This window comes from Hydrogenoanaerobacterium sp. (genome assembly GCF_032017025.1).
Classification (GTDB): Bacteria; Bacillota; Clostridia; order Oscillospirales; family Ruminococcaceae; genus Hydrogenoanaerobacterium.
In genome coordinates this window covers 1-25387 of sequence record NZ_DALZQO010000018.1, presented here as the reverse complement: position 1 = coordinate 25387, position 25387 = coordinate 1, and the positions used below count along the sequence as shown (strand labels likewise).

25 protein-coding genes are annotated in these 25387 nt (G+C 48.3%); 8 read left to right on the top strand and 17 right to left on the bottom strand.

Annotated elements, in window-relative coordinates; translation table 11 throughout:
- Nucleotides 1-77: 77 nt before the first annotated feature.
- The gene (locus RTV33_RS11070) at nt 78-1880 is read right to left on the bottom strand and encodes an LTA synthase family protein (protein WP_312644265.1); all 1803 of its coding nucleotides are present in this window, start codon (nt 1878-1880) and stop codon (nt 78-80) included.
- A 355-nt stretch (nt 1881-2235) separates the two neighbouring features.
- On the opposite strand from RTV33_RS11070, the gene RTV33_RS11065 reads away from it, so the two are divergent.
- Nucleotides 2236-2631 carry a hypothetical protein gene (locus RTV33_RS11065; RefSeq protein ID WP_312644263.1) on the top strand — a complete coding sequence of 132 codons (396 nt, stop codon included), beginning with the start codon at nt 2236-2238 and terminating at the stop codon, nt 2629-2631.
- A 51-nt stretch (nt 2632-2682) separates the two neighbouring features.
- Here the strand turns inward: RTV33_RS11065 and RTV33_RS11060 are convergent, their stop codons facing one another.
- Together RTV33_RS11060 and RTV33_RS11055 are read right to left on the bottom strand one after the other, a co-directional pair.
- Nucleotides 2683-3402 (bottom strand): hypothetical protein, encoded by a 720-nt coding sequence (locus RTV33_RS11060; protein ID WP_312644261.1) that lies wholly within the window; start codon nt 3400-3402, stop codon nt 2683-2685.
- A gap of 269 nt (nt 3403-3671) precedes the next feature.
- On the bottom strand, nt 3672-4670 hold the full coding sequence (locus RTV33_RS11055; protein WP_312644259.1) for a hypothetical protein: 999 nt from the start codon (nt 4668-4670) through the stop codon (nt 3672-3674).
- A 335-nt stretch (nt 4671-5005) separates the two neighbouring features.
- Between RTV33_RS11055 and RTV33_RS11050 the strand changes: the two genes are divergently transcribed.
- The 3 genes from RTV33_RS11050 to RTV33_RS11040 all read left to right on the top strand — a co-directional run bounded on the left by RTV33_RS11050 (nt 5006) and on the right by RTV33_RS11040 (nt 7671).
- Complete coding sequence (locus tag RTV33_RS11050) at nt 5006-5770, top strand: ABC transporter ATP-binding protein (RefSeq protein WP_396327374.1); 765 nt, start codon at nt 5006-5008, stop codon at nt 5768-5770.
- Nucleotides 5763-6569, top strand: coding sequence for an ABC transporter permease (locus RTV33_RS11045; RefSeq protein ID WP_312644257.1), 807 nt, complete (start codon nt 5763-5765; stop codon nt 6567-6569). The genes RTV33_RS11050 and RTV33_RS11045 overlap by 8 nt, the downstream gene beginning before the upstream one ends.
- A 94-nt stretch (nt 6570-6663) precedes the next feature.
- Nucleotides 6664-7671, top strand: coding sequence for an ABC transporter substrate-binding protein (locus RTV33_RS11040; protein ID WP_312644255.1), 1008 nt, complete (start codon nt 6664-6666; stop codon nt 7669-7671).
- Nucleotides 7672-7772: 101 nt separating this feature from the next.
- On the opposite strand, the gene RTV33_RS11035 is transcribed toward RTV33_RS11040, so the two are convergent.
- Both RTV33_RS11035 and RTV33_RS11030 read right to left on the bottom strand, forming a co-directional pair.
- Entirely contained in the window at nt 7773-9344 is a 1572-nt protein-coding gene (locus RTV33_RS11035) for a recombinase family protein (protein WP_312644253.1), read from the bottom strand.
- Nucleotides 9345-9365: 21 nt separating this feature from the next.
- Nucleotides 9366-9494 carry a hypothetical protein gene (locus RTV33_RS11030; RefSeq protein WP_312644251.1) on the bottom strand — a complete coding sequence of 43 codons (129 nt, stop codon included), beginning with the start codon at nt 9492-9494 and terminating at the stop codon, nt 9366-9368.
- Nucleotides 9495-9652: 158 nt separating this feature from the next.
- On the opposite strand from RTV33_RS11030, the gene RTV33_RS11025 reads away from it, so the two are divergent.
- A complete protein-coding gene (locus RTV33_RS11025; RefSeq protein ID WP_312644249.1) occupies nt 9653-10933 on the top strand; it encodes a glycosyl hydrolase family 18 protein in 1281 nt (426 codons plus the stop codon).
- A gap of 49 nt (nt 10934-10982) precedes the next feature.
- On the opposite strand, the gene RTV33_RS11020 is transcribed toward RTV33_RS11025, so the two are convergent.
- The 4 genes from RTV33_RS11020 to RTV33_RS11005 form a co-directional block, all read right to left on the bottom strand.
- Nucleotides 10983-12536 carry an ABC-F family ATP-binding cassette domain-containing protein gene (locus RTV33_RS11020; protein ID WP_312644247.1) on the bottom strand — a complete coding sequence of 518 codons (1554 nt, stop codon included), beginning with the start codon at nt 12534-12536 and terminating at the stop codon, nt 10983-10985.
- Between the two features lie 92 nt (nt 12537-12628).
- Nucleotides 12629-13144, bottom strand: coding sequence for a hypothetical protein (locus tag RTV33_RS11015; RefSeq protein ID WP_312644245.1), 516 nt, complete (start codon nt 13142-13144; stop codon nt 12629-12631).
- Nucleotides 13145-13223: 79 nt separating this feature from the next.
- The gene (feoB, locus tag RTV33_RS11010) at nt 13224-15374 is read right to left on the bottom strand and encodes a ferrous iron transport protein B (RefSeq protein ID WP_312644243.1); all 2151 of its coding nucleotides are present in this window, start codon (nt 15372-15374) and stop codon (nt 13224-13226) included.
- A 114-nt stretch (nt 15375-15488) separates the two neighbouring features.
- Nucleotides 15489-15728, bottom strand: a complete 240-nt coding sequence (locus tag RTV33_RS11005; protein WP_312644241.1) for a FeoA family protein — start codon at nt 15726-15728, stop codon at nt 15489-15491.
- Nucleotides 15729-15833: 105 nt separating this feature from the next.
- Between RTV33_RS11005 and RTV33_RS11000 the strand changes: the two genes are divergently transcribed.
- Nucleotides 15834-16277 (top strand): iron dependent repressor, metal binding and dimerization domain protein, encoded by a 444-nt coding sequence (locus tag RTV33_RS11000; RefSeq protein WP_312644239.1) that lies wholly within the window; start codon nt 15834-15836, stop codon nt 16275-16277.
- A 122-nt stretch (nt 16278-16399) separates the two neighbouring features.
- A complete protein-coding gene (locus RTV33_RS10995; protein WP_312644238.1) occupies nt 16400-17737 on the top strand; it encodes a sodium-dependent transporter in 1338 nt (445 codons plus the stop codon).
- A gap of 315 nt (nt 17738-18052) precedes the next feature.
- On the opposite strand, the gene RTV33_RS10990 is transcribed toward RTV33_RS10995, so the two are convergent.
- Nucleotides 18053-18628 (bottom strand): uracil-DNA glycosylase, encoded by a 576-nt coding sequence (locus RTV33_RS10990; RefSeq protein ID WP_312644237.1) that lies wholly within the window; start codon nt 18626-18628, stop codon nt 18053-18055.
- Nucleotides 18629-18840: 212 nt separating this feature from the next.
- On the opposite strand from RTV33_RS10990, the gene pduL reads away from it, so the two are divergent.
- Complete coding sequence (gene pduL, locus RTV33_RS10985; RefSeq protein ID WP_312644235.1) at nt 18841-19416, top strand: phosphate propanoyltransferase; 576 nt, start codon at nt 18841-18843, stop codon at nt 19414-19416.
- Nucleotides 19417-19497: 81 nt separating this feature from the next.
- On the opposite strand, the gene dhaM is transcribed toward pduL, so the two are convergent.
- From dhaM to RTV33_RS10950, 7 genes are all read right to left on the bottom strand, one after another.
- Nucleotides 19498-19875: a dihydroxyacetone kinase phosphoryl donor subunit DhaM gene (gene dhaM / locus RTV33_RS10980; RefSeq protein ID WP_312644233.1), complete on the bottom strand. Its 378-nt coding sequence runs from the start codon at nt 19873-19875 to the stop codon at nt 19498-19500.
- Nucleotides 19876-20511, bottom strand: coding sequence for a dihydroxyacetone kinase subunit DhaL (gene dhaL / locus RTV33_RS10975; RefSeq protein WP_312644232.1), 636 nt, complete (start codon nt 20509-20511; stop codon nt 19876-19878).
- Nucleotides 20512-20525: 14 nt separating this feature from the next.
- Nucleotides 20526-21512, bottom strand: coding sequence for a dihydroxyacetone kinase subunit DhaK (gene dhaK / locus RTV33_RS10970; protein WP_312644230.1), 987 nt, complete (start codon nt 21510-21512; stop codon nt 20526-20528).
- Nucleotides 21513-21544: 32 nt separating this feature from the next.
- Nucleotides 21545-21898: a DUF1667 domain-containing protein gene (locus tag RTV33_RS10965; RefSeq protein ID WP_312644228.1), complete on the bottom strand. Its 354-nt coding sequence runs from the start codon at nt 21896-21898 to the stop codon at nt 21545-21547.
- Complete coding sequence (locus tag RTV33_RS10960; protein WP_312644226.1) at nt 21895-23163, bottom strand: FAD-dependent oxidoreductase; 1269 nt, start codon at nt 23161-23163, stop codon at nt 21895-21897. Before RTV33_RS10960 ends, RTV33_RS10965 begins: the two co-directional genes overlap by 4 nt.
- A complete protein-coding gene (locus RTV33_RS10955) occupies nt 23156-24607 on the bottom strand; it encodes an NAD(P)/FAD-dependent oxidoreductase (protein ID WP_312644224.1) in 1452 nt (483 codons plus the stop codon). The genes RTV33_RS10960 and RTV33_RS10955 overlap by 8 nt, the downstream gene beginning before the upstream one ends.
- A 109-nt stretch (nt 24608-24716) precedes the next feature.
- A complete protein-coding gene (locus RTV33_RS10950) occupies nt 24717-25385 on the bottom strand; it encodes an MIP/aquaporin family protein (RefSeq protein ID WP_312644222.1) in 669 nt (222 codons plus the stop codon).
- Nucleotides 25386-25387 lie beyond the last annotated feature (2 nt).

Sequence of the window (25387 nt, the reverse complement as noted above, 5' to 3'; positions counted from 1 at the left end):
TCAGGCCTATTCCATTATTCTATGCCGAAAACCACAAAAAAAGCGGGCACATGCCCGCTTTTTTACTGATACATTATTTAATTGCTGCGCGCACTCGCTGAATAAGCTTCACCCTGCGTACGGTCATACGTAAACTCCTGCAATGCTTGTGCATCTGGGCTGTTTTCCCCCAGGTCAAAGCTGTATTGCGGGGTCGTCCTCATCATCTGCTGCATATCGGTCAAAAAACGGTCCTTCGGCAGATTGATATAGTCGCCAAGAATATGTGGTAGATAAAATGCAGATACACGCTCCTGCGGCAAAGCATAGTCATGGCGGTAATTGCTCCACAGCAGGTAAGGCTGCTGGTAAAGGCTGTAGCCGCTCACCGATTTGGTAAGCTTTTTATACAGTGCCCCCTGCTTACCAAGATAAGGATAATGGTCGCCGATAAACATTAAAACCGTAGGCTTACTGCGCGTTTTCAGGTAAGCAGTCAGTTCGTTAAGTGCCTTATCTGTTTGGCCGATACCATACAGATAGCGCCCAACCTCAGCCTGCTCTTCCGCAGTAAGGCGGCTGTCTTTTATCGCGTATTTGTTTGTATCGGTGTACGGCCCGTGATTTTGCATAGAGACTGCAAAAATAAAGTTGGGCTTGTCGCCGCCCTGCTTAAGCGTTGCTTGAATCTGACGCACCAGCGTGCTGTCGTCAATGTATCCGCCAAGGCGAGTTTGCTTTACCGTAAAGTCATTTTCAAAATACAAGTTGTCAAAGCCATAGCTTTTGTAGGCCTTGTCGCGGTTGTAAAAGCTGGCAGAAAAGGGGTGCAGAAAACTGGTGGTATAGCCCCGTTTCTTAAGATACGACGCAAACGTGGGGCGGGGTGAGCCATCGGTAAACAGCTGATGCGGAATATCTTCGTTGCCGATGCCTTTTACCGGCAGCCCGAACAGCAGTTCAAATTCGGTTTTACAGGTATAACCTCCAAAGGTAGGCACCAGCGCTTTCCCCTTGTAGCCCTCGCGCGAAAGCCGGTCGAAGTTGCTGTAAGTATCTTTTGGTACCGAAAGACCGTCAAAGCGGCGGAAATCGGTGTATGCCTCCGACATAATGAGAATCACATCGGGAGACTGAAAATCGCCCCCCTGCGACTCACTCTTCTCCGGCAGCAGCGCTTCTATCGCATCCTCCGAATAGTTTTGCGGTTTTGAAAGCTTCTGCGTAATCCTTTCGGAAATATTCTGGCTTAAAAATGCAATCTGCATATTGTTTTGAAACACTTCGTCGCTGCTGTAGGGGCTGTAGGTGGGCTGATAATCGATGCCGCACAGCTTGTACACCGAGGTGTAAATTGCAGGTACTGAAATGACTGCCGTAAGCAGCGCCAGCGTTCCCGCGCCAAGCGAAAGTGATTTCATCACCGGCAGATTGACGCGTATGCGCAAAAACGCTGTCCATAGCACATATAGAATCAAGATGGTAAGGTTGATTACCATAACAAAGTTGATGTCAATCTTTGTAAAGCGAGCAATATCGGACACTTTGCCCGCCATAACCAAATCAGCAATGCTGAAGTGCGTGCCGTTCGCATCAAACTTAAAATATTCTACCAGCGACAGCGAATAGAGCACACAGCCCTCTACAAACATTGCAAGCCATACCTGCCTTAGGATCAGCGCAAGCCCCGCAAAGATGATAGCTACAAAGAAGTAGTCGTACACCAGCACACCAATCGACCCGCTCATAAAGCGCAGCAAAGCGGGCAAGCTTTGCAGGTGAGTATTTTCCACCACCAAAACCAACATCAATGGGAAAATTCCCACCGTAAGAATGGTAAGTGTAATGTCTAGGCTGCGGTCTGCCTTTATTCGATTGTAAATATACTCTACAAAATTCATATTAGCCTCCTGCCTGTATCTTTTTTACGTCCGCCATCTACTATAACGAATCAATCTTAAAAATTACTACAAAATATTGTTAGAAAAAATTTACATAGGTAATAAATAAACGTAAACAACACAAATTATTGGCAACGATACCTATTCTTTCTTATTCCGTAACCGAAAGTCTCTTTTTTATTGCGTCTTTACGAATTCGATTTTAACACGCCTCTATAAAAAAGCAATAGAAAATAATTAACATTTTAGCGAATTCATCCAAATTCTGTAAATAAGACAATTGCGGAATGAAGTACGGTATGATAAACTGGAACAGTATACAAAACATTGAACTATAGAAAGTGAGATAAATTTTATGACTGATCTGGAACAGCAACTTTTAGACACCTTGAAGGCAGAAGGCAGGTTGCCGATAGCACGATTTGAACTGAGAAATTCTAAAGAGCGTGATATTGCCTCCACCGCGCTGAACTATGTATGGATTACCGATGTTGCCGACTTGATGGAGCTTGTAAAGGCGCGTGGTGCTGCATTGCAGCATCTCGCCGAGGAAAAACTGATTGCAATTGATTATGCACTGGTTGTAACCGCTGCCTCCGACTATAAAATCTACGCAGACAGTGCAATTTACGCTTTGCTGTGTAGCATGGTGGAGGATGGTAAAAGCAAGTCCGGCTTTTTATTTGATACCCCTGCAATAAAACGCGGTGAAGTAAAATTAACGGAAAAAGGAAAAAAACTTTGCCGCTGATTCCGCAATCAAAAGCCCTCACGGATTATTGTATCTGTGAGGGCTTTTGCTCTATTTTTTAGGCTTGCACATACTGACAAAGGTTTCAATAATTCGAGCTGATTTTTCATTTACCTTGTCAAAGTCCATATGTACGGTATAACAGGTTTCAAGCTCGTCGTGGATATCTTTTGCCTCGGCAAGCAGCCGGCTGGCTTCACCAAGCAGTTCACCAATTGCTTTGCGGTTAAACGAAAGCCGTTGCTTTTTGCTCCGCAGCCCTTCGGCGTTCATAAAACGTTTAGCGTGAATGCGGCGGAAGCAATCGATATCAAACGGATGGTAGCGATTGGCCGTTAAAAAGCCTACACCGATTTCGGGGATAAGAATATGCTCCAGCTTTTCAAAAGGCGAAGAAATGCAGTAGCAGGATATAATATTCAGCCCTGCTGCCAATGCATGAGAACGAATCGCGTTCATCAGCAGCCGCGACACTGCTCCATAATCGTCCTCTACAAGGTAGATACGCTCACACAGCACCTTAGGGGTGTTTGTGTAGGAAGTAATCCCCTGCGCCGTCACTGCACTCAGGAAGCGTATGGCCTCATTTCCCCTGCCCTCTTTGCGTTTACGAAACTCTTTACCAGCCAAACGGGTTGCATATCGTGCAATTTTGCCTGCGTCCACATATTCTGCCGTGATACGGTAGCTGTCGTTGAGCAGCGAACCCGCAGCGGCAAGAAAACGACAGCAGCGCTCATGGCAGCGCAAATTCTGCGTAGAAAGCTCCATAATCCGCGCACGCTCCGCCTGCAGCGCGTCTTCGTCCCAGCAATCGCTGAGGCAGACTGTTGTTTCAAACGCCCCCGGATATTTAGGCTCGATGACATGGGGCAGGAGTTCATAAACAACATTACAGTGCCAGCTTTACCAGTTGCATGTTGGCGTTAACCTGTTTTCAGAACCCGTAAAATCAAGAAGCTTACAACTGATACCCCTGTTAGCAAAAGAGAGCTGTTCCCTTCCCTCTAGGGCAGCTCTCTTTTTTGCTCTTCCTGCTGTTACAACATTTTAAACGACACATCATCCAAATCTACGGAATGATCCTCATTGGAAGAAACCACAAATTGAAGCTTAAGCCGTTTGATGTTATTCGGAGTTGCACTTGTAAGCACTCTATAATACCCAAAATTTCGGCTGCCGCTTATCATATCCTGTTTTCTGACGGTGAGGCAGCCGCCGAGAACGTCTCCAACATCGGTTTCATAAATAACGAATGCTTTGAGACCGGCTTGCTCTCCCTCTCCGTGAGCATAAAACGACAGTTCATAGAAATTACCGCCGGCTACATCCTCAAACGTTTGAACCAGATGAGCACCATTCCCAAGATTAACCGATGAGTTTCCCGAATGAACACGACCCTGGCTGGTTTTCTTTTCTACCGCCAAAGGAGTGGTTGTTGTCCAGCCGATTGGCACATTACCATAAAACTGTTCCATTCCACCGTTTATAATAATTTCGCCTGCTCGAGGGTATGCACGGGCAACGGGCACCTGCTTGCCATCCAACAGTTTTTGATCTTCCGGTGTTGTTGTAGTTTGGGGTGCCTCTTTATGGTACATTTCGTTTAGAATATCGGCTAAATCTATATTTTCCTCTGCTACCGTATCATCCGTTTTCATTATTTTTTCTATTGTGTCAAAAAAATTTACTAAAGTGGATAGTCCCTGATTCGGTAACATACCTTTTTCGCCAAAGAGACTCATGATATCCAATATGCTTGGCTCAAAAATATTGGATTTTGCTGCTTTCTCTGTACTGGCATCTGTATCGTATTCTGAATCCATATCATATTTTGCGCTTGCATCGTATTCTGAGCCCATATCGTATTTTGCACCTTTGTCATACTTTACGCCCGCATCATATCTTAATTCTGTTTTATCTGCAATATCCTTAGCGTCGTTAAGCTGCAAATCACGGAAAATTTTGAAATACGGATTATATTCTACGCAGTTTGCACATTTTCTAACGTTCATCGCTAAATCAAATTTATTACGCATTTTGTACCCCCTAAAAAATAATGGATACTAGTATCCGATATTATTTTATGCCCCAGCAGCAAATCTGCTCATAAAGTTGTGGTGCGAATCATCACCCTTTAGGGGGATGCAAATAAATGAAAAGCTATGATTTAAGCAGAAGCACCCCCATGCAGTGCGGCATATATTAAGTAGGAAGGCTCTTTGTGGTTTCACCAATAAAAGTGTATCCACATACTATAATTGTAAAAGGTGCTCTGCCGCTTTGGCGTAAGAGTTTACACATCTTTCAGCTACAGCAAAGAGCCGTCAGCAAGATCTTGCAAAAGGAATTAGTGAATGAAGAGGTGATACTGTTGGACGTACTTAGAGTACAGGATATAGAAGAAAAATACCAAGCAGAAAACGGAGAGATAACGGCACTAAAAAACATCAGCTTTTCAATGAAAAAAGGTGAATTCATTAGCATTGTCGGGCCCAGCGGCTGTGGAAAATCCACCCTGCTTTCGATTATTGCAGGGCTGCTTAAACCAACAGCCGGTCAGGTTTTTGTAAACGGCGAAAAAGTGACGGGGGTTTCAACACACATCGGTTATATGCTGCAAAAGGATAATCTTCTGGATTGGCGAACCATCTACAGCAATGTGATGTTCGGGCTGGAAGTACGGCATAGAATGACCCCTGAAAATGTGCAGCGGGCAACTCAGCTTTTAAAAACCTATGGTTTATATGAATTTAAGGATAAATACCCCTCACAGCTGTCCGGCGGAATGAGACAGAGAGTCGCGCTGATTCGAACTCTGGCAATTAACCCGGATCTTTTGCTTTTAGACGAGGCTTTTTCCGCTTTGGATTATCAAACCAGATTGAATGTAACCGATGACGTTTACCGCATTTTAAAGCAGGAGCAGGTCACAACCATTATGGTAACCCATGATATTCCCGAAAGCATCAGCATGGGTGACCGGATTATGATACTCACCGCCAGACCTGCAGAAATTAAGGAGATACTGGAAATTAATTTTGAAGACAGCAACCGAACTCCTTTATCCTGCAGAAACAGCCCTAAATTTGGCAAATATTTTGATCATGTATGGAAAGAACTGGGGATGAATGAATAATTTACAGACTTCGCAAGAACGCATTCAATATTTAAAAAGAAAAAAACAACGAAAACGAATCATTCTTTTCTGCCAGATTGGCATTTTGGTTTTATTCCTTGCTGTTTGGGAGATTACAGCAAGGCTAGGCATTATAGACAGCTTTATTTTAAGCCAACCTTCGCGAATATTGCAAACCTACATTAATATGGCGCAAAACGATTTACTGATGCATGTTGGTGTGACGGTGTACGAAACGCTGGTGGGCTTTGTACTCGGCGTTATTCTGGGCACGCTGCTCGCCGTAATTCTTTGGTGGAGCAACTTTATTTCAAAGGTCAGCGAGCCGTATCTGGTTGTGCTGAACAGCCTGCCAAAGATCGCGCTTGGCCCTGTTATCATCATTCTTGTCGGCGCGGGCACCGAGGCTATCATCTTTATGGCGCTTGCTATTTCACTTATCGTTACCGTGCTGGAGATGCTCAACGGGTTTCGAAATACCGATAAGGAGTACATGAAAATGGCCGCCACCTTTGGCGCCACGAAAAGCCAGATCTTTACCAAAATTGTTTTTCCCTATAACATCTCCACACTGTTCAATTCGCTAAAAATCAACATTGGTCTTTCTTTGGTGGGTGTTATTGCAGGTGAATTTTTGGTATCAAAGGCTGGTTTGGGCTACTTAATTGTTTACGGCGGGCAGGTATTTAAGCTTGACCTGGTTATGGCAAGTGTTATTATTCTTTCTGCGGTTGCAGCACTGATGTATGAAGCAGTGGTAATGCTGCAAAGGCTTGTCATGAAATGGTATAGCCACTAGGGGCATTCTGAAAACACCTACCTCTGCCTATTTACGCTGTTTTTGTTTTCAGTGAAGCTCTAAAACAATACAATTTTTGAAAGGGGCAATGACTATGAGAAAATGGTCGAAAATTATTTCTGCTGCAATGTGTCTTGTACTGCTGCTTACCCTGTTTGCAGGCTGTGCGAAGAAAGGAACAAAGGATAAAGTAACGGTATGCGAGGTAACCCATTCTATCTTTTACGCACCTCAGTACGCTGCAATCAACTTAGGCTTCTTTGCAGAGGAGGGCATCGAGATTGAGCTTTCCAACGGTCAGGGTGCGGATAAGGTAATGTCCGCTGTATTATCGAATAACATCGATATCGGTTTTGCAGGGCCGGAGGCTTCGATTTATGTTTACAACGAGGGTAAAGAAGACCACACACAAGTATTTGCACAACTGACACAGCGCGACGGTTCTTTTCTTGTGGCACGCGAACCCGACCCGAATTTCACATGGGATAAACTCCGCGAAAAAGTAGTGCTCCCCGGGCGCAAGGGCGGTGTTCCGTATATGGCATTGGAGTATGTCATCCGTAAAAACGGTTTAGACCCCCAAAAAGACACCACGCTTGATAACAGCATTCAGTTTGCGCTGATGGCAGGCGCATTTACCAGCGGTACCGGGGATTATGTAACATTGTTTGAACCCACCGCCTCTATGCTGGAAGCTGAGGGCAAGGGCTACATAGTAGCTTCCATCGGTAAAGAATGCGGTGAACTCCCCTATACCGCTTATTTTGCAAAAAAAAGTTATATTGAAAAAAATGCCGGCCTAATTGAGCGCTTTACTCGCGCAATTTACAAAGGTCAGCAGTGGGTAGAGCAGCACAGCGCAAAAGAGATTGCAAAGGTTGTTGCCCCCTCGTTCCCTGATACGGATGCGGCACTGCTCGAAACCGTTATCCAGCGCTACAAAGATATTAATGCTTGGAACAGTACCCCCGTACTGACACCGGAATCATTTGATCTTTTGCAAAAGGTAATGACGGAGGCAGGCGAACTGACTCAAACTGCCCCGCATGATAAAATTGTAAACAATACCTTTGCCGAAAAAGTTATCTCCTCAACAAAATAGTATACTTCTCCTCTTCTTTGGTGCTTTCCCGGCTTTACGGCAGAGAAAGCACCTTTTTTTACACGATTATCTATCCATTCTGTGCATTTTCGCCCCGTCTTTTAAAGCAGCCAGTTGATTCGGATGTACTGTTCATTCGTCTGCGGGTCGCGTGCTCCAATCTCAATGGTATCAATACAGTCGACAACCAGCTCCCGCGGGGCTGTATCAAAACAAAGCCAACTCTGTACTCTTGTGCACAAAACGGTTTTATCGGTCTTATCCTCTGCCTTATCTGCTTCTTCTATAAGCAGTTGCTGCTGTTCTTGTAGCTTCGCCTTTTCCGTAAGGTAAGCTTTGCTGAGCTGTGTAAACTGCTCTGCCCCAATCACCCCCGCCGATTTATCAAGGTACAGGTCTTGCAGGGCCTTGTCGCGGCGCCGCGCCTCAACTTGCAGAATGCTGATCTGCTTTTGCAGGCTTGCTCTGTGTTTATCTCCCTCATCGGCATCTTCCAGCAGCTTACTGTAATTTGGCACATAACCAAGCTGTATGTAGCGTTGCAGCTGTTCGCTCACCAGTTTCTCCAGTCGGTCCAGCCGGATGGAATGGTTGGAGCAGCGGCTTTTGTCGGTCGCATACAGCTTACACCGTAGGTAGCAACGCTCGCTGCCCGCAGCACCGTTTGTCACCTTGAGCATACTGCTGCCGCAATCCATACACCGCACCTTGCCCGCAAGCAAATGCACGCTACCGCTGCCGTCGCTTCGGGTGCGCTCACCGAGCAAAGCCGCAACCGCCGAAAATGTTTCGCGGTCAATGATTGCTTCGTGAGTATCCGGCACGATAACCCAATCCTCTTTAGGAACCGTAACCAAATTCTTCGACTTATAGCTGATTTTTTTGCGCGTGCCCTGCACCAGGTCACCGGTATACATTTGGTTTTTGAGGATGCGTCCCACCGAGGTTTTGCTCCACAGCCCCAAATCACTGCGCTGCGCGCCGTTCACATAGTTCCAGCCCTTGCTTTGCTTATATTTTGTGGGGTTGGGTACGCCCCACGCATTCAGCATGGACGCAATTTGCTGTTTGCCGTTCCCCGCAAGATAAAGTGAAAACACTTTGCGAACCACCTCAGCTGCTTGTTCGTCAATCATCAACCTGTTTTTATCGGTAGACGATTTTTGATAACCATAAACAGGAAAGCCGCCGATGTATTGCCCCGTATTGCGTTTATGGCGAAATACCGCCTTGATGTTCTCTGACAAATCTTCAAGATACCATTCGTTGATGAGCCCGTTGATTTGGCGGGCTTTCTTATTCCCCTGTACGTCGGTGTCAATGTTATCCACCACCGCAACAAAGCGGATTCCCCACACCACAAAGCGGTTGTGAATGTAGTGCTCCACCAGCTCCATATCGCGGGTAAAACGCGACTGGGTTTTACAGAGGATAACATCAAACCTGCGCTGCTCGGCATCGGCAAGCAAGCGGCAAAACGCAGGGCGCTCCCGATCGATTCCCGAGTAGTCTTCGTCGCAGTAGATATCATAGATTTGCCACCCCTGTTCGGCAGCATACTCGGTGAGCAGTGCTCTTTGGTTTTGGATGCTCTCACTCTCCTGTACCACTTCTTCGCATCCCAACAGAGCGGTATCCTCTTTGCTTAAACGGCAATAAACGGCGGCTAGCATGCACTACCCCTCCAAAAAACATTATCGGCTCTGCGATGATTTAAGCTTGTTTTTGAGATATCGGTCCAGTTTTTTTTGCAGCAGCTGTTTTCGCTCCTGTTCATTTTTGGAATGAAAGGTTTCGAGAACGATAATCTTTGACTGCTTCATAAAAGTACCCCCTAATGAATAAAAGCACATAGAAATAAATCAGAAAAAGCCTCTGATCTATTTCTATGTGCAACGGGTTGTACTTTATTTTTGGTAACGTCTGCCCAGTACATTTCATATCATGGTAAAGAAAAATTTTGTATAAAGGTGTGATTTATTTGGTTATATACACAATACGGCCGGGTGACAGCGTTTATTCGATTTCACGGCAGTTTGGGGTATCACCACAGCAAATTATTGCTCTCAACCAGCTGCAAGATGTACAACGCTTGATGATTGGGCAGTCTCTTGTTCTTCCGGCAGAAAGTTCGAGCCATGTTGTAACGCTTGGGCAATCGCTTTATTCCATCGCACAAAGCTACGGTACTACGGTTGAGAAAATTCTTGCGGCGAACCCGGACATTACCGACCCTAACCGTATTTACCTCGGGCAGATTATCATCATTCCCCTTCCTTCTCAAAAGCTGGGCAATATGGATGTGAACGGTTACGCGTTGCCGGATATTGAAAACAGCGTTTTGCAGGCCACCCTGCCCAACCTCACTTACATTAGCATTTTCAGCTATCAGGTAAAACCCGATGGCAGTCTTATCTCCATACCGGATGAAACGATTATTGCAAGGGCTTTGGAGGCAAGGGTTGCACCGATGATGGTTATCACCAACATCAAAGAGGGAGGCAAGTTTGACAGCGGCATTGCACATACCATATTAAACGATGAGAAAGTACAAAACGTAATGATTGAGAATATCATTAAAGTACTTAATGAAAAGAATTACTTCGGGCTGGATATTGATTTCGAGTATGTGCTCCCCGAAGACCGCGAGGCATACAATCAATTCTTACGTAAGATTACCAAACGGCTGCATGAATTGGGATACATTGTCACCACCGCCGTTGCTCCCAAGCTAAGTGCCACACAGCAGGGCGTGCTGTACGAGGCGCATGACTACGCGGCACATGGCGAAATTGTAGACCATGTGATCATCATGACCTACGAGTGGGGGTATACCTACGGGCCGGCTATGGCAGTCGCCCCTATTGATCAGGTAGAGCGCGTGCTGCAATATGCGGTCTCGGTTATCCCCAGTGAGAAAATTTTAATGGGCATGCCCAACTACGGCTACGACTGGACACTGCCGTTTGTGCAGGGCACTGCCGCGCGTATTCTCACCAACCTTGAGGCGGTCAACCTCGCGTCGCGTGTGGGTGCACAGATTCAGTACGACACCACCGTACAGGCGCCATTCTTTACCTATTACGATGATAACGGGAAACAGCATATTGTGTGGTTTGACGATGCACGCAGTATTGCGGCACGGTTAAGCCTTGTAGATAAATACAATCTCGCCGGTGTAAGCTACTGGAACATCAACTCGTATTTCCCGCAAAACTGGCAGGTGCTTCAGGCTATGTACAATGTAAACAAGGTAATCTAATAACGCTATTTACAATAAAAAAGGCAGAGAAGCTATCTCTGCCTTTTTGTTATACCACTTTCGTTGTCCACTGCTCAAGGTTCCATACATCGGTTGCCACGCCCGAATAGAACTCGGGCTCATGGCTTACAAGCAGCACTGTGCCTTTAAAATCTGCCACGGCGCATTTCAGCGCATCCTTCGCGTCGGTGTCGAGGTGATTCGTGGGTTCATCGAGCACCAGTAGGTTTATGCTTTGCAGCATCAGCCTACACAGGCGCACCTTGGCGTTTTCACCGCCGCTTAGTACCTTTAGCTGGCTCTCGATATGGTCGGTGGTGAGCCCGCATTTCGCCAGCGCACCGCGCACCTGAGCATTGGTCATGCCGGGGTACTCACGCCAAATCTCTTCCAGAGCTGTGTGGCTGCCCGCCGCATGCTCCTGCTCAAAATAGCCGGTTTCCACATAGGGGTCAATCTCCACCGTACCGGAAATAGGCGGTTGTATGCCGAGCAGGGTTTTGAGCAGGGTTGATTTACCCAAACCGTTGACACCCTTGATTGCAATCTTTTGCCCTTTTTCAAGCAGCAGGCTTAGCGGAGCAGTGAGCGGCTCGTCATAGCCGAGCACAAGGTCTTTGGTTTGTATGACGATTCTGCCCGTAGAGCGCGCCGGCGTAAACGCAAAAATGGGTTTTATCCTCTCCCTGCCCAGTTCAATGACATCCATTTTATCGAGCTTTTTCTGGCGGCTCTTTGCCATGTTGGTGGTGGCCACCCGCGCTTTATTGCGGGCAATAAAGTCTTCAAGGTGTGCAATTTCCTTCTGCTGCTTTTCATACGCCTGCTCCAGCTGGCGCTTTTTCAGCTCATACATCGCCATAAAGTCGTTGTAATCACCTTTGTAGCGCGTCAAAACAGCATCCTCTACATGGTATACTACGTTAACCACTGAGTTAAGAAATGGGATATCGTGCGACACAAGGATAAATGCATTCTCATAATTTTGTAAAAAGTTCTTCAGCCATGCAATATGGTTTTCATCCAAAAAGTTGGTGGGCTCGTCCAAAATCAGAATCATCGGGTTTTCAAGCAGCAGCTTGGTCAGCAGTACCTTGGTTCTCTGCCCGCCGCTAAGCTCCCCCACATCTCTGTCCAGGCCGATTTCACCCAGCCCCAAGCCGTTGGCATACTCCTCAATGCGTGAATCCAGCACATAAAAGCCGCCGTGCTCAAGCATGTCCTGTATTTCACCCACGTCCTCCATCAGCTGTGCCATTTCCTCATCGGTACAGTCGGACATACGCTCATACATCCCCAGCATTTCCTGCTCCATTTGGTACATATGCGCAAAGGCCTCGCGCAGCACCTCGCGAATCGTTTTGCCCTTGGTAAGGGTACTGCTCTGGTCAAGGTAGCCTGTGGTGATGTGATTGCACCAGCTCACCTTGCCTTCATCCGGCATAAGCTGGCCGGTAATGATATGAAGGAACGTGGATTTTCCTTCGCCGTTTGCGCCGACAAGCCCAACATGCTCACCTTTCAGCAGGCGAAACGATGCATTTTCTAAAATTCTTCTCGCACCAAAACCGTGCGTTACATTTTCTACATTTAATACGCTCATGGAACCCTCCGAAAACAATCTTGCTTTTTCTGCCCGGTACATGCGGTAAACCGAAGACAGTTACTAAAAGTATAATAACCGCAACCGAATTATTATACCACAAACGCGCGGCGTTTGTGGTATAATTGCCCTTCTTCGGCGGTTGCCGTGTAAGCGGCGAGCCGAAGGGGATTAGAACAAGTATAATAAACGCTTTTGCGTTTATTATACCACAAGTAACACCGTGTTTGCGACATGTTTCGTTGTTTTGGTGATGTACAACAATTTAGAAATCTGCTAATTTGTCCGGCAGGTTTCTTGTGTGTATCTGTCTCCCGCTCATGTGGCGCGGTACCATCCGCGATAGAAGCTTTGATGTCCGGAACAATAACCGCATCCAGTGAATTTATATCAGATGCACAGTGGATCAGCTCCAGATGATTGCAGCGATGTGAAAGCTCCGCTGCCAGCCTTTTCATAAGTCCGCTTTTTCCCGTGCCGGGCCCACCTTTAAGGATGAACTTACGCCATCCGTCGGCAGGGTCTGCCAATTGGTCGAATCTAGAAACAAAGCCTTGCGGTGTGTTTGCGCCTAAAAAGAAATCCACCGCGTATTTGCCGTTTTCCATAAGACAATTCCTCCTGCAAAATATTAGTATCATTCCGCTTTATCCTATGTGAAAACGGCCTTGTTTGACACAAAAGCTGCTATGCAAACCCCAATAAGCGCATTGTGCCGGCAAATACAAAACAAACTAAAATTCCCGTAACTGTGGGTACCAAAAATGACACCGCGGTCCATTTCAGGCTCTGAGTTTCTTTCTTAATGGTCAGGCAGGTGGTCGAGCAGGGCCAGTGCATTAACGAAAACAACATAGTACATACGGCGGTAAGCCACGTCCAGCCATTGTTTACCAGCAGTGCCTTCAGCTCGGAAAGGTTGTCGAGCTCCAAAATGCTGCCCGTCGCCATATACGCCATAATGATGATGGGAATGACGATTTCATTCGCGGGAAAACCGAGGATAAATGCCATTAAGATAACACCGTCCAGCCCAAGCAGGCGCGCGAACGGATCCAAAAAGTTTGCGCAGTGTGAAAGCAGGCTTGCATCTCCGATCATAACATTTGCCATAATCCAGATGATGAGACCGGCGGGTGCAGCAACAGCAATCGCTCTCCCTAGTACAAACAGGGTTCGGTCAAAAATAGAGCGCACAATCACCTTGCCAATTTGCGGGCGTCGGTAGGGCGGCAGCTCGAGCGTGAATGACGAAGGAATCCCCTTAAGAATGGTTTGTGAAAGCAGCCGCGAGATGATAAAGGTCATCAGTACGCCCAGTACAACTACACCTGTGAGCAGCAGGGTGGAAAGCAGCGACCGCCCCACCCCGCCTGCTGTACCCACAAAGAACATGGTGATAATTGCAATCAGGGTTGGAAAACGCCCGTTGCAGGGCACAAAGTTATTGGTAATGATGGCGATAAGGCGTTCGCGTGGGGAATCGATGATGCGCGCCCCCACAATTCCCGCCGCATTGCACCCGAACCCCATACACATTGTAAGCGCTTGTTTGCCGCAGGCACAGCATTTTTTAAAGCTTTTATCGAGGTTAAATGCCACACGCGGCAGGTAACCCGAATCTTCAAGCAGCGTAAACAGCGGAAAGAAAATTGCCATAGGCGGCAGCATAACAGCCACTACCCATGCTAAAACACGGTAAACACCCAGTACCAATGCACCATGCACCCACTCCGGCGTGCCCAGCCACACGAAAAATTCTGTCAGCCGATCTTGTAACCAGAACAGCCCATTGGACAGCATCTGAGATGGATAATTGGCTCCCGTAATCGTAATCCAGAAGATCGCAAGCAATAGAATCAGCATAACGGGGATTCCCGTCCATTTGCTTGTAAAGATACGGTCGAGCTTGCGGTCGCGCGCATTGTAATTACAGTTTTCAAAGCAAACCGCATCACCACAGACACTCTCTGCCATAAGTACGATGCAAGAAACAATGCTGTCGCGCAGTTTATCTTCAGTCAGCCCGTTTTCGGCAAGATGCTTCCGCGCTTCATCAATCTTTTGCACCACCAATGGGTCATCCAGTAGGCTGCAGCCGAGGTAATCGGCAAGCGTACCTGCCAGTGTTTCATCATAATCAATCAGCTTAAGCGCTACCCAGCGCGGGTTTAGGCGCCCATTCAGCTTTTCGGTAATCACCGGCTCCACCAGTGCAATAGCCGCTTCTATGGGTTGGTTGTAGCGAATGTGAACGTGGGCAACCGTTTTTTTGCCTGTGGTAAGTTCAGAAACACGGTCCATCAGCGCATCAAGCCCCTTACGGCTGCGCGCACTGGTTCCCACCACCGGTACTCCCAAATTTTCTTCCAGTTGTTTAAAATCAATTTGTATGTTTTTTTTCTTCGCCTCATCCATAAGGTTGACGCATACCACCACGTTTGACATGATTTCGATGGTTTGCAGCACCAGATTCATATTGCGTTCAAGGCAGGTTGCGTCACACACCACTATCACCGCATCCGGGTTGCCAAAGCAGATGAAGTCGCGCGCGACCTCTTCCTCTGCAGAGTGTGCCATCAGCGAGTAAGTACCCGGAATATCCACCATGACATAGCCGTCATCTTTATGTACATACCGCCCCTGTGCGTTGGTAACGGTTTTGCCCGGCCAGTTACCGGTGTGCTGCTTTAATCCGGTGAGTTCGTTGAATACCGTTGATTTGCCTACGTTTGGGTTTCCCGCAAGGGCAATCACCTTATCTGTAGGGTCTTCCTTTTGTATGACAAGGCCGTTGTCCACCGCCTTGATACCGGTTGAATCCGCTGTTAAGCCCATTGTTCTTTTCCTCCAATAAATAGTTCTAAAAATAATATATAGCTTGATAAGCAGGCGAGGCACTGCGTTTTATTGCCTCACCCTGCTTATCTGCAGGCTCTGCCTGCCAAACATTTAGCTACATGTAACCATGATTTTAGACGAATCTTCCGATCTCAGTGCGATGACCGCACCTCTGATTAAGTAGGCAACAGGGTCACCCGACGGGCTTTTTTGCAGGCACTCTACCTCGGTGCCCTCAATCAGCCCAATATCCTGCAGCCGTCTGCGCATACTGCCTGTGGCAAGCAAATAATTCACTTTTGCGGTTTTTCCCTCAGGAACCGTATATAAAGTCGATGTATTTTCATTCATAATCGTTGTCTCCCGTTAATATTTTAGTATAGGGCAATTTTGTTTCCCTGTACTAATTTATTCCGGCAACTGCCTGTGTGCTACAACTTTTTTGGAGATGATACCATGGAAAACAATGAGTATCGTACACTCAAGGGATACAAGCTTAAGAACAACCGCCAAATTACCGATGCAATGGAGGATTATCTTGAGATGATTTGCCGTTATGCCAAGCGGGATGGATACGCACGCATCAATCACATCGCCTCTATGCTTGGTGTGCGACCGTCGTCCGCATCAAAAATGGTGAGTAACCTCAAGGAGCTGGGGTATGTGGATGCCGAACCCTACGGCATTATTAAACTGACCGAAAAGGGTTGGAAACTGGGAAACTATTTGCTGTATCGGCATGAGGTGCTACACGAATTTTTATGCCTGGTCAACCACACGGAAGATGAAATTGAACAAGTGGAGCAAATCGAACATTTTTTTGATGAAAAGACAATTGAAAACCTGGAGCAACTGGTAAAACAACTCAGGGGCCTTGCCCTGTTCACCCAAACCCCATAAACTATGGCTTGCTAAAAGACTCAAACTAATATACAATAGAGACAGATTCTGTATTTGCTTTAAACCGTAACGGTTTAAAGCAAATATCGAAGCAGAATAATTACAATGATTGAGGTGTAGGCATGGGGCATACTGATCGTCAAAAGCCAGCGCTGGAGAGCGGCAGCTTTAACAGCAGAGTTGGCTTTATTCTTGCGTCTGTCGGGTCGGCCGTGGGTATGGGCAACATTTGGATGTTTCCTTACCGCCTGGGCTCTTATGGCGGTGCGGCATTTTTGATTCCATATTTTTTATTTGTTGTTTTGTTTGGCATTGTAGGGCTTTCGGGCGAATTCGGTCTCGGGCGTTTAACCGGAACCGGCCCGATCGGTTCGTACGACTACGCAATGAAAACACGCGGCAAAAAAGGCGGAGCATTCTTGGGCTCTATTCCATTATTCGGCAGTCTCGGCATCGCCATTGGATATGCCATTATCGTAGGCTGGGTGCTGCGCTCGGTATGGGGCTCGGTATCCGGTTCGATCATCACCACCGATTCGGCAGAGTATTTTTCACAGATGACCGGTGCGTTCGGCAGCGTGCCATGGCATTTTGCAGTAGTGGCACTTACGGTATTTATCCTGCTTGGCGGCGTCCTCAAGGGTATTGAGAAGGTCAATAAATTTATGATGCCTACCTTCTTTATTCTATTTCTTATCCTTGCGGTTCGTGTGGCATTTCTACCCGGTGCGGTGGACGGTTACCGCTACCTGCTTGTACCGGATTGGAACTTTTTGCTGAAGCCGCAAACCTGGATTATGGCAATGGGACAAGCCTTTTTCTCGCTTTCGATTACCGGCTCGGGCATGATTATCTACGGCAGCTACCTGAGCAAAAAGGAAGATATCCCCCATTCTGCGGGTATGACGGCATTGCTCGATACCTGTGCCGCACTGCTCTCCGGTTTTGCTATCATCCCTGCGGTGTTTGCGTTTGGAATGGACCCATCTGCAGGCCCGCCGCTGATGTTTATTACCCTGCCGAAGGTATTCGCGCAGATGCCCATGGGCAGGCTGTTTGCAACACTATTCTTTATTTCGGTACTTTTTGCCGGTGTAACCTCACTGGTGAATATGTTTGAGGTGTGCGCGGAAGCCGCACAAAAAAAACTGAAGCTCACCCGTACCCCTGCAGTTTTGCTGGTAGGTGCTTTGGTGTTTGCAGTGGGGATTTTCATTGAATATGAACCTTATATGGGCGCATGGATGGACGCCATTACAATCTATGTGGTGCCGTTTGGCGCACTGCTCGGTGCTGTAATGATCTTTTGGGTGCTTGGCATCGAAAAGATTGGCGCGGAGTTAAACCTTGGGCGCAAAAAGCCCATTGGCAAGGTGTTTGCATTCTTCGCAAAATATGTGTACATCATTCTTGCCGCGGCAGTGTTTATTTTAGGCATTGTATACGGCGGAATCGGATAATAAATTGCATAAAAAAAGAGCGGACTCTGTTTTGCTTAGCACCAAGAAAAATGGACATTGAATAAAAAGACCTCCAATCGTAGAATAGAAATACGATAGGAGGTCTTTAACATGTCAGGAAGAAAAGGGATGAAACACTATACAGAAAGCTTCAAAGAGCAGATTAGGCGGGAGTACAAAGAAGGGTGTAGTGTACATAGTTTGCAACGAAAATACAAGGTAAGCTATTGGTCTGTACACTGCTGGTGTGGGTTATTTTACTGTCTATTTTCCATGGAGCGGTTCAGTTTAGAGTCCGCTCTTTTTTTATATTGATTACTCAAAAATTTCAGGGCAAAGCTCCATCGCCTTGGCTTTTACCTTAAGTAAATCGTCCAGCCCACCGGGCTTGTTGTTGGGGTTGCGCAGCAGTGCGGCGGGGTGGAATGTTCCCATCATCAGCACACCGTTTCTTTCAAACCACAGCCCGTGCTCTTTCGTCACCTTGAAACTCGGGCTGATGATCTTCATTGCACTCACCCTGCCAAGGCACACGATGATTTTAGGCTTAATCAGAGCCACCTGATTGCGCAAATAGCCAATGCAGGCTTCGGTTTCTTCCGGCTTTGGGTCGCGGTTTTGCGGCGGGCGGCACTTTACCATATTGGCAATGTAAATGTTCTTGTCGCGGGAAAGATCCGCCGCTTTGAGCATTTTATCGAGCAACTGGCCCCCGCGCCCAACAAACGGTTCGCCCTGCAAATCCTCATTTTCACCAGGCCCTTCGCCAATCAGCATAATTTTTGCGTGCGGCACACCAACGCCAAACACCACATTGGTTCTGGTTTTGCAAAGCTCGCATTTTTCACATTGCATAGCCGTTTCACGCAGTGTCTCCCATGAATTCAGCATTTTCTGCCACAACCTTTCATCTTTTTTACTTCTTTCGCACTACAATTATATCATAATTTAAAAGTAATTCCGATAGGTTTGCAAGAGTTTACAATATTCTCATTGATTTCCCTTGCGGAGCAGGGGTTCTTTTTGTATAATGAAGGGTAGAGTTCAGCACATTTGACAAGAAATTGCTTTGTGCGAAAAAGATATTATGGAGGGACTTACTTATGTCTAAAAAAATTCTGATTGAAACCTCTGCACGTCACATCCATGTGGCCGAAGCAGACCTGGAAACCCTATTTGGCAAAGGCGCCAAACTCACACCGAAAAAAGATTTGTCTCAGCCCGGTCAATACGCCTGTGTGGAGAGACTTGATATCGTAGGCCCGAAGAAGACTATCCCCAATGTTTCGATTCTCGGCCCCACACGTCCCGCCACTCAGGTTGAGGTTTCTTACTCCGATGCAAGAACCCTCGGTCTTACCGCCCCTGTCAGAGAATCCGGCGATGTTGCAGGCAGTGCAGGCTGTAAGCTGGTTGGCCCCTGCGGTGAGGTTACCCTTACTGAGGGCGTTATCGTTGCTAAGCGCCACATTCACCTCACTCCGGAAGCTGCGGCCGAATTTGGCGTAGAGGATAAGGAGATTGTCTGTGTAAAATGTGAAGGTGCTGATAGAGCACTTACCTTTGGCGACGTTGTTGTGAGAGTATCCCCCAAATTTGCGCCTGCCATGCACATTGATACCGATGAAGCGAACGCTGCGGCTACGTTCGGCGAGTTTTACGGTGAAATCGTAAAATAAAATCATTTATTTTTTAAGCATCATAGAAAAGCACAGGATACAGCAAGTATCCTGTGCTTTTTTGTGCCCTTTTAAATGGGATTACAATTTGTCTTCCCTTCTGCTTAGAAGCGCGGCAAGTTCCACCTGCGAAATTGGGCAACCGATAGAGGACTGAATTGCCGCCAGAACCGCACCCTCCACAAGGGGGCTGTCTGCAATTCGAATGTTACCGCCGTGCTTTTCTATCGCCATTTCCGCGGTCATTACAGCACTGCCCATATCCAGTAGGATCAGCACGCCATCTTCACTGTACACCGATTTTATAGCCTCGTAAACCCGCTCAAAACTGGTTCCAAGGCTGCCGTCGGGCATGCCGCCCGCCACGGCTATGGGGGTTTCTTTCGCCATTTCATGCGCTAGTTCAGCTACACCCTGTGCAAGCTTTTCGCTGTGCGATACAATTACAAGCCCTACCATTTACACGCCCCCCACTACTGAATTTTGAATGGTTTGCAGCAAAAGCGTTGCCGATGTTGCACCGGGGTCTTGGTGACCAAGGCTACGCTCGCCAAGGTAACTGGCTCTGCCCTTAGTGGCAATAATCTGTTTGGTATACTCCACGCCCTCTTCTGCAGCTGCCACTGCTTTTTGCATTGCTGCCGCAAAATTCTTACTTTGGGTGTATTCCTCGGTCAGTGCCTCATAAGCGGGAATCAGTGCATCCAGCATTGTCTTTTCGCCGCGCTGAGATTTTCCGCGGTACCGGATTCCGTCAATGGCAGCACCCAGCATTTCGATAAAGCTTTGAGCCTCGATGCCTGGCTGGTTCTTGGCCACCGCCGCCGCCTTTAAAAAGGCGGTGCCGTAAAGCGGCCCTGACGCGCCCCCTACCGTGGAGATGAGTGTCATGCCAACGGTTTGCAGTATGCTGCCAACGTCGCTGCTTTCGAGTGTGCGCAGTTTTCCGGCTACCGCCTGAAAGCCGCGGTCTAAATTAATGCCATGGTCGCTGTCACCGATTGCGCTGTCGAGCTCGGTTAGAAGCTCCTTGTTTTCGCTTACAGCCTGTGCAATCGCTTCCATCACCGAAATAAGTTTCTTTGCATCTGTCATAATAATTCCCCCGGTCAGTGGTAGGCAGGTGTATCGGCCGGAGCATCAAGCAGCTCTTTGAGTTCTTCGTCCAGCCGCAGTAAAGAGAGTGAGAACCCCGACATCTCAATCGAAGTCATGTAGTTGCCCACGAGTGTTTTGTAGATTGAAATACCCTTTTCCATAAGGACATCGTGCACACGGTTGTTGATGACGAGAAGCTCCATCAAGGGGGTTCCGCCCGCTCCGTTTACCAGTACCGCAACCTCTTTGCCGCTGTAGTCGATATCCGCCAGAATCTTTTCCAGCAGATGATCTACGATTTCATCCGCGCTCTTCAGCGGCTCACGGTGTGTACCGGGCTCACCGTGGATACCGATGCCGATTTCCATTTCATCTTCGCCGAGCTCAAAGCCAGGCTTTCCTGCTGCGGGAACAATACATGGGGTAATGGCCATACCCATTGTGCGTACGTTATCGATTGCCTTTTGCGCGGCGGCTTTTACCTCCTCGAGCGAAGCACCTTGTTCGGCTTTCGCACCCGCAATTTTATGAACCAGTACGGTACCTGCCACACCGCGCCGCCCTGTGGTGTAAAGGCTGTCTTTTACGGCAACGTCGTCGTTTACCACTACATAGTCCACCGGGATACCGTCCATTTGGGCAAGTTCACTTGCCATTTCGAAGTTCATCACATCACCGGTGTAGTTTTTTATAATCATCAGCACGCCCTGCTCGGTTCCGATTGCCTTAATACCCTCATAAATCTGGTCGGGGGTAGGTGAGGTGAATACAGCGCCCGCCACGGCGGCGTCCAGCATTCCGCAGCCCACATATCCGCCGTGTGCCGGCTCGTGCCCGCTGCCTCCGCCGCTGATGAGCGCAACCTTATCGGTCTTTTTCTCAACACGCACAACCACGCCTGTTCCCTTAGCTCTCCGCAGATATCGGGGGTACGCCTTGCATAGTCCATCCAGCATTTCGGTTTCTGCATTTGCAATATTGTTAAGCAGTTTTTTCATATCAATTCCTCCAAATAAAAATTTATCGGCAGCTACCAAATCTCTTTGGTTGCTATCACATCAACCCCGGTGCTGCACACGTTTGGTACAATCACATCCCCAATGTATACCGGCGGGGTCATGCGCACCTGTGCAATCTCCTGCAGGCTGTCAAACACCCTGCTTTTATCGATGGGGCGTGCAGTCTTTACCGAGAGTGGCAGCTCTCTTCCATTCACCTTAACCAGTGAGGTGACCATGCGGGTAGGCAGGGTAAGCTCCTCCCGTGCGTATTTCTCACCGATTTTGCACTCCCAACCGGTGATAGAGAGGATTTCGCCGTCTATAACCTCTGCGCTGATGCGACACCCCTTGGGGCAGCCGATGCATGTCAGCTCCATTTTCATTTTGCCACCTCCACCCGTACGGTGATCTTGTCGCCCTGTGCCGCATGTGCCAGATATTCCGGTTTAAACTTAACGCTTACCATCTCACCCGGAGCCAGAATGCGGACAGACTTGGACAATACATTTTTCTCACCCACATCAATGCAGACGCGGCTCTTTTGGTAGATGGCTTTGGGGCGGAACATCAGCATAAGGTCTTCTTTGGTTTCCTTATGGATCAGCTGCGGCACGGTGCCGCTCACGCCAAATCCGTCTACGATTTCAAGCAGTTCTGTTTTTTCGCAAGCGCCTTGCGACGCTGTATATTGATAGGCGTTGCGCCCCGCTTTTTGTGCTTCTTCCGACACAAAGTCGACCAGATCATGCACATGCAACACATTGCCGCACGAGAAGATTCCGCTGACCGAGGTTTCTAACGTTTCATCTACGATCGCCCCGCTTGTCGCGCCGGAAAGCTCTACCCCTGCCATGCCGGAAAGCTCGTTTTCGGGTATTAGCCCTACGGAAAGCAGCAGCGTATCGCATGCGAAATCCTGTTCTGTGCCCGCAATTGGTTTTAGCGTTTGGGGGTCAACCGCCGCAACCGTTACGCCCTCAAGGTGCTCTTTACCCTTGATATCGATCACCGTATGGCTGAGCAGCAGGGGGATGTCGTAATCATCCAGACACTGCACGATATTGCGTTTAAGCCCCGACGAGTATGGCATAAGCTCGACGCAGGCCTCCACCTTAGCCCCCATAAAGGTCATGCGGCGTGCCATAATCAGCCCGATGTCGCCCGAACCCAAAACCACAACCCGTTTGCCGGGCATAAGCCCTTTCATATTCACAAATTTTTGTGCCGTGCCCGCGGTGTAAATGCCTGCACAGCGCCATCCCGGAATCCCCAGAGCGCCACGTGGACGCTCCCTGCATCCCATAGCCAAAACGATTGCCTTAGCCCGAAATTGCTGTAATCCCGAGGAACGGCTGACCGCAGTAACACATTTTTGCGGTGTAATATCAATCACCATCGTGTCGCACTGATAGGGAATGCCGTAGTTGATCAGCTTTTTGATGTATCGGTCTGCATATTCCGGCCCTGTAAGCTCCTCACCGAACATATGCAGCCCAAACCCATTGTGAATGCACTGCTTTAAAATTCCGCCGAGGCTGCCCTCGCGCTCGAGCAGCAAAAGGCTGCGGCACCCGTTTTCATAAGCTTCTATCGCGGCTGCAAGCCCTGCGGGGCCTCCGCCGATGATGAGGACATCAATATCAGTCACAACGGGCACCTTCTTTCTCAAACAGCATATGGTCAAGCAGATAGGAGTTTCCGCCGAATTTGCTTGCCTCAAGCGGTGATATGCCCAGCTCGTCGCAAAGGATGTCCACCACCAGGGAAGTACAGAAACCCGCCTGACACCGCCCCATACCTGCTCTCGTACGCCGTTTTACACCGTCAAGCGTGCGTGCACCCACAGGGCGGCGGATGGATTCGCGAATCTCCGCCTCGGTGATGGTTTCGCAGCGGCAGATGATCTTTGCATAATCGGGGTTGGAGCAGATAGCAGCAGCACGCTGAGCGTTGGTCATCTCCCTAAACTTTGGTATGGGTTTGCGGATGGGATTGAAAAATGGCTTTTGCTCTGCGCCAAGTTTGTGTGCAATCTCCTGTGCAAGGTGCAAGGCGATGGCGGGTGCGGAGGTAAGCCCCGGAGATTCGATTCCCAGTGCGTTGAAGAACAGCGGAACATCATCCGCTTCGCCGATTACAAAATCGTCGCGGTCACAGTGCGCGCGAATACCCGAAAACGTGGTGATAAAGCTGCGATTGGGAATGTTCTCCCAAGTGAGCGAGCCCACGCGCAGCGCTTTATCAAGCCCTTCGCGGGTGGAACGGGTGTCGTCCTTGTTTTCAATATCCTCCGCGGTGGGGCCGATGAGGAGTGTACCGTCCACCGTCGGTGCAATCAAAATCCCTTTGCCCATTTCAGTGGGCAGCTGAAAAATAGCAGAGTTGAATTTTCCGGCGTAAGTTTTATCCACAATGTAGTACTCACCGCGCCGCGGGTGAATGGTAAACTTATTTTCCGACACCATGTTGTTGATCGCATCGGAATATAAACCTGCCGCGTTTACCACCGCTTTTGCACAAAACACCCCCGCAGTTGTGGAAACTTTAAACCCGTTATCATTTTTTGCAACCCCTGTAACCTCGGTACCACGGCGGAACACAGCCCCATTTTGTGCTGCGTTTTCGGCATAGCCCACAGTAAGCTCATAGGGGCAGACGATGCCTCCTGTTTCCACCACCAAAGCCTCATAGGCGTCTTTTCCAATGCTTGGCTCACGCTTTCTCAGCTCGTCCTGTTCAATGAGATAAAGCCCTGAAACCCCATTGGCAACCCCCTGCTCCAGCAGCTTTTGCAGCTTCGGTCTGCCATCCTCTGAAAAAGAGACCACCAGCGATTGGTTGCTCTGAAACGGCACTCCCAGCTCTGTGCAAATATTCTCCATCATCCGGTTGCCCAGCACATTAAATTTCGCCTTTAGCGTTCCCGGTGTTGCATCGTATCCGCCATGTACAATGGCGGTATTGGCCTTGCTCTGCCCATTGCAGACATCATCTGTTTTTTCCAAAACCATAATATTCAGGTCATATCTCGCCAGTTCTCTTGCAATGGAGCAGCCAATCACACCGCCGCCAATCACTAATACATCGAGCATATTACCTCGCCCTTTCTCGATTGTCAGATTATTATCCAAGTTTTTCTTTTGAATAGAAGCGGAACTGAAACAGCTCCGCTTCTTGCCCTATTCGATACTGTTCTACTGTTTAGAATACCAGACCAAAAGCTACAGCAGCCAGTGCGCCGCCGATGATTGGCCCAATAACAGGAACCCAAGAGTACTGCCAGTTGGAGTCGCCCTTGTTCTTCATAGGGATAACTGCATGCGCAATACGGGGACCGAGGTCGCGTGCGGGGTTGATGGCGTAGCCGGTGGTTCCGCCCAGCGACATACCAATGGAGGTAATGATGCCGAAGGTGTAAAGGTTACCAACGCCTGATGCCGCTGCGCCTGCTACGTTGCCAAAGCCGAGCAGTGCGAATACCAGTACGAATGTGCCAACTGCTTCGCAGAACACGTTAACAATTTTGTGGTCAACTGCCGGTGCAGTAGCAAAGCAACCGAGCTTTGTTCTGCCGTCTTCCGTTGCGTCAAACTGGTCTTTGAAGAACAGGTAGACAACGATAGCGCCGAAGAATGCGCCCAGCATCTGTGCAGCAATGTAGCCGGGAACCAACGCCCAGTCAAAATTGCCTGCAATTGCCATTGCAATGCTGACGGCAGGGTTCATATGTGCGCCGCAGGCAGCACCGAAGATGCACGCCGGAACCAGAACCGCAAGACCCCACGCGATTGTAATCTGGATGGAGCCCGCACCTTTCATGCCCGATTTGTTCAAACAAACGTTGGCTACTACGCCATCACCCAATAAAATCA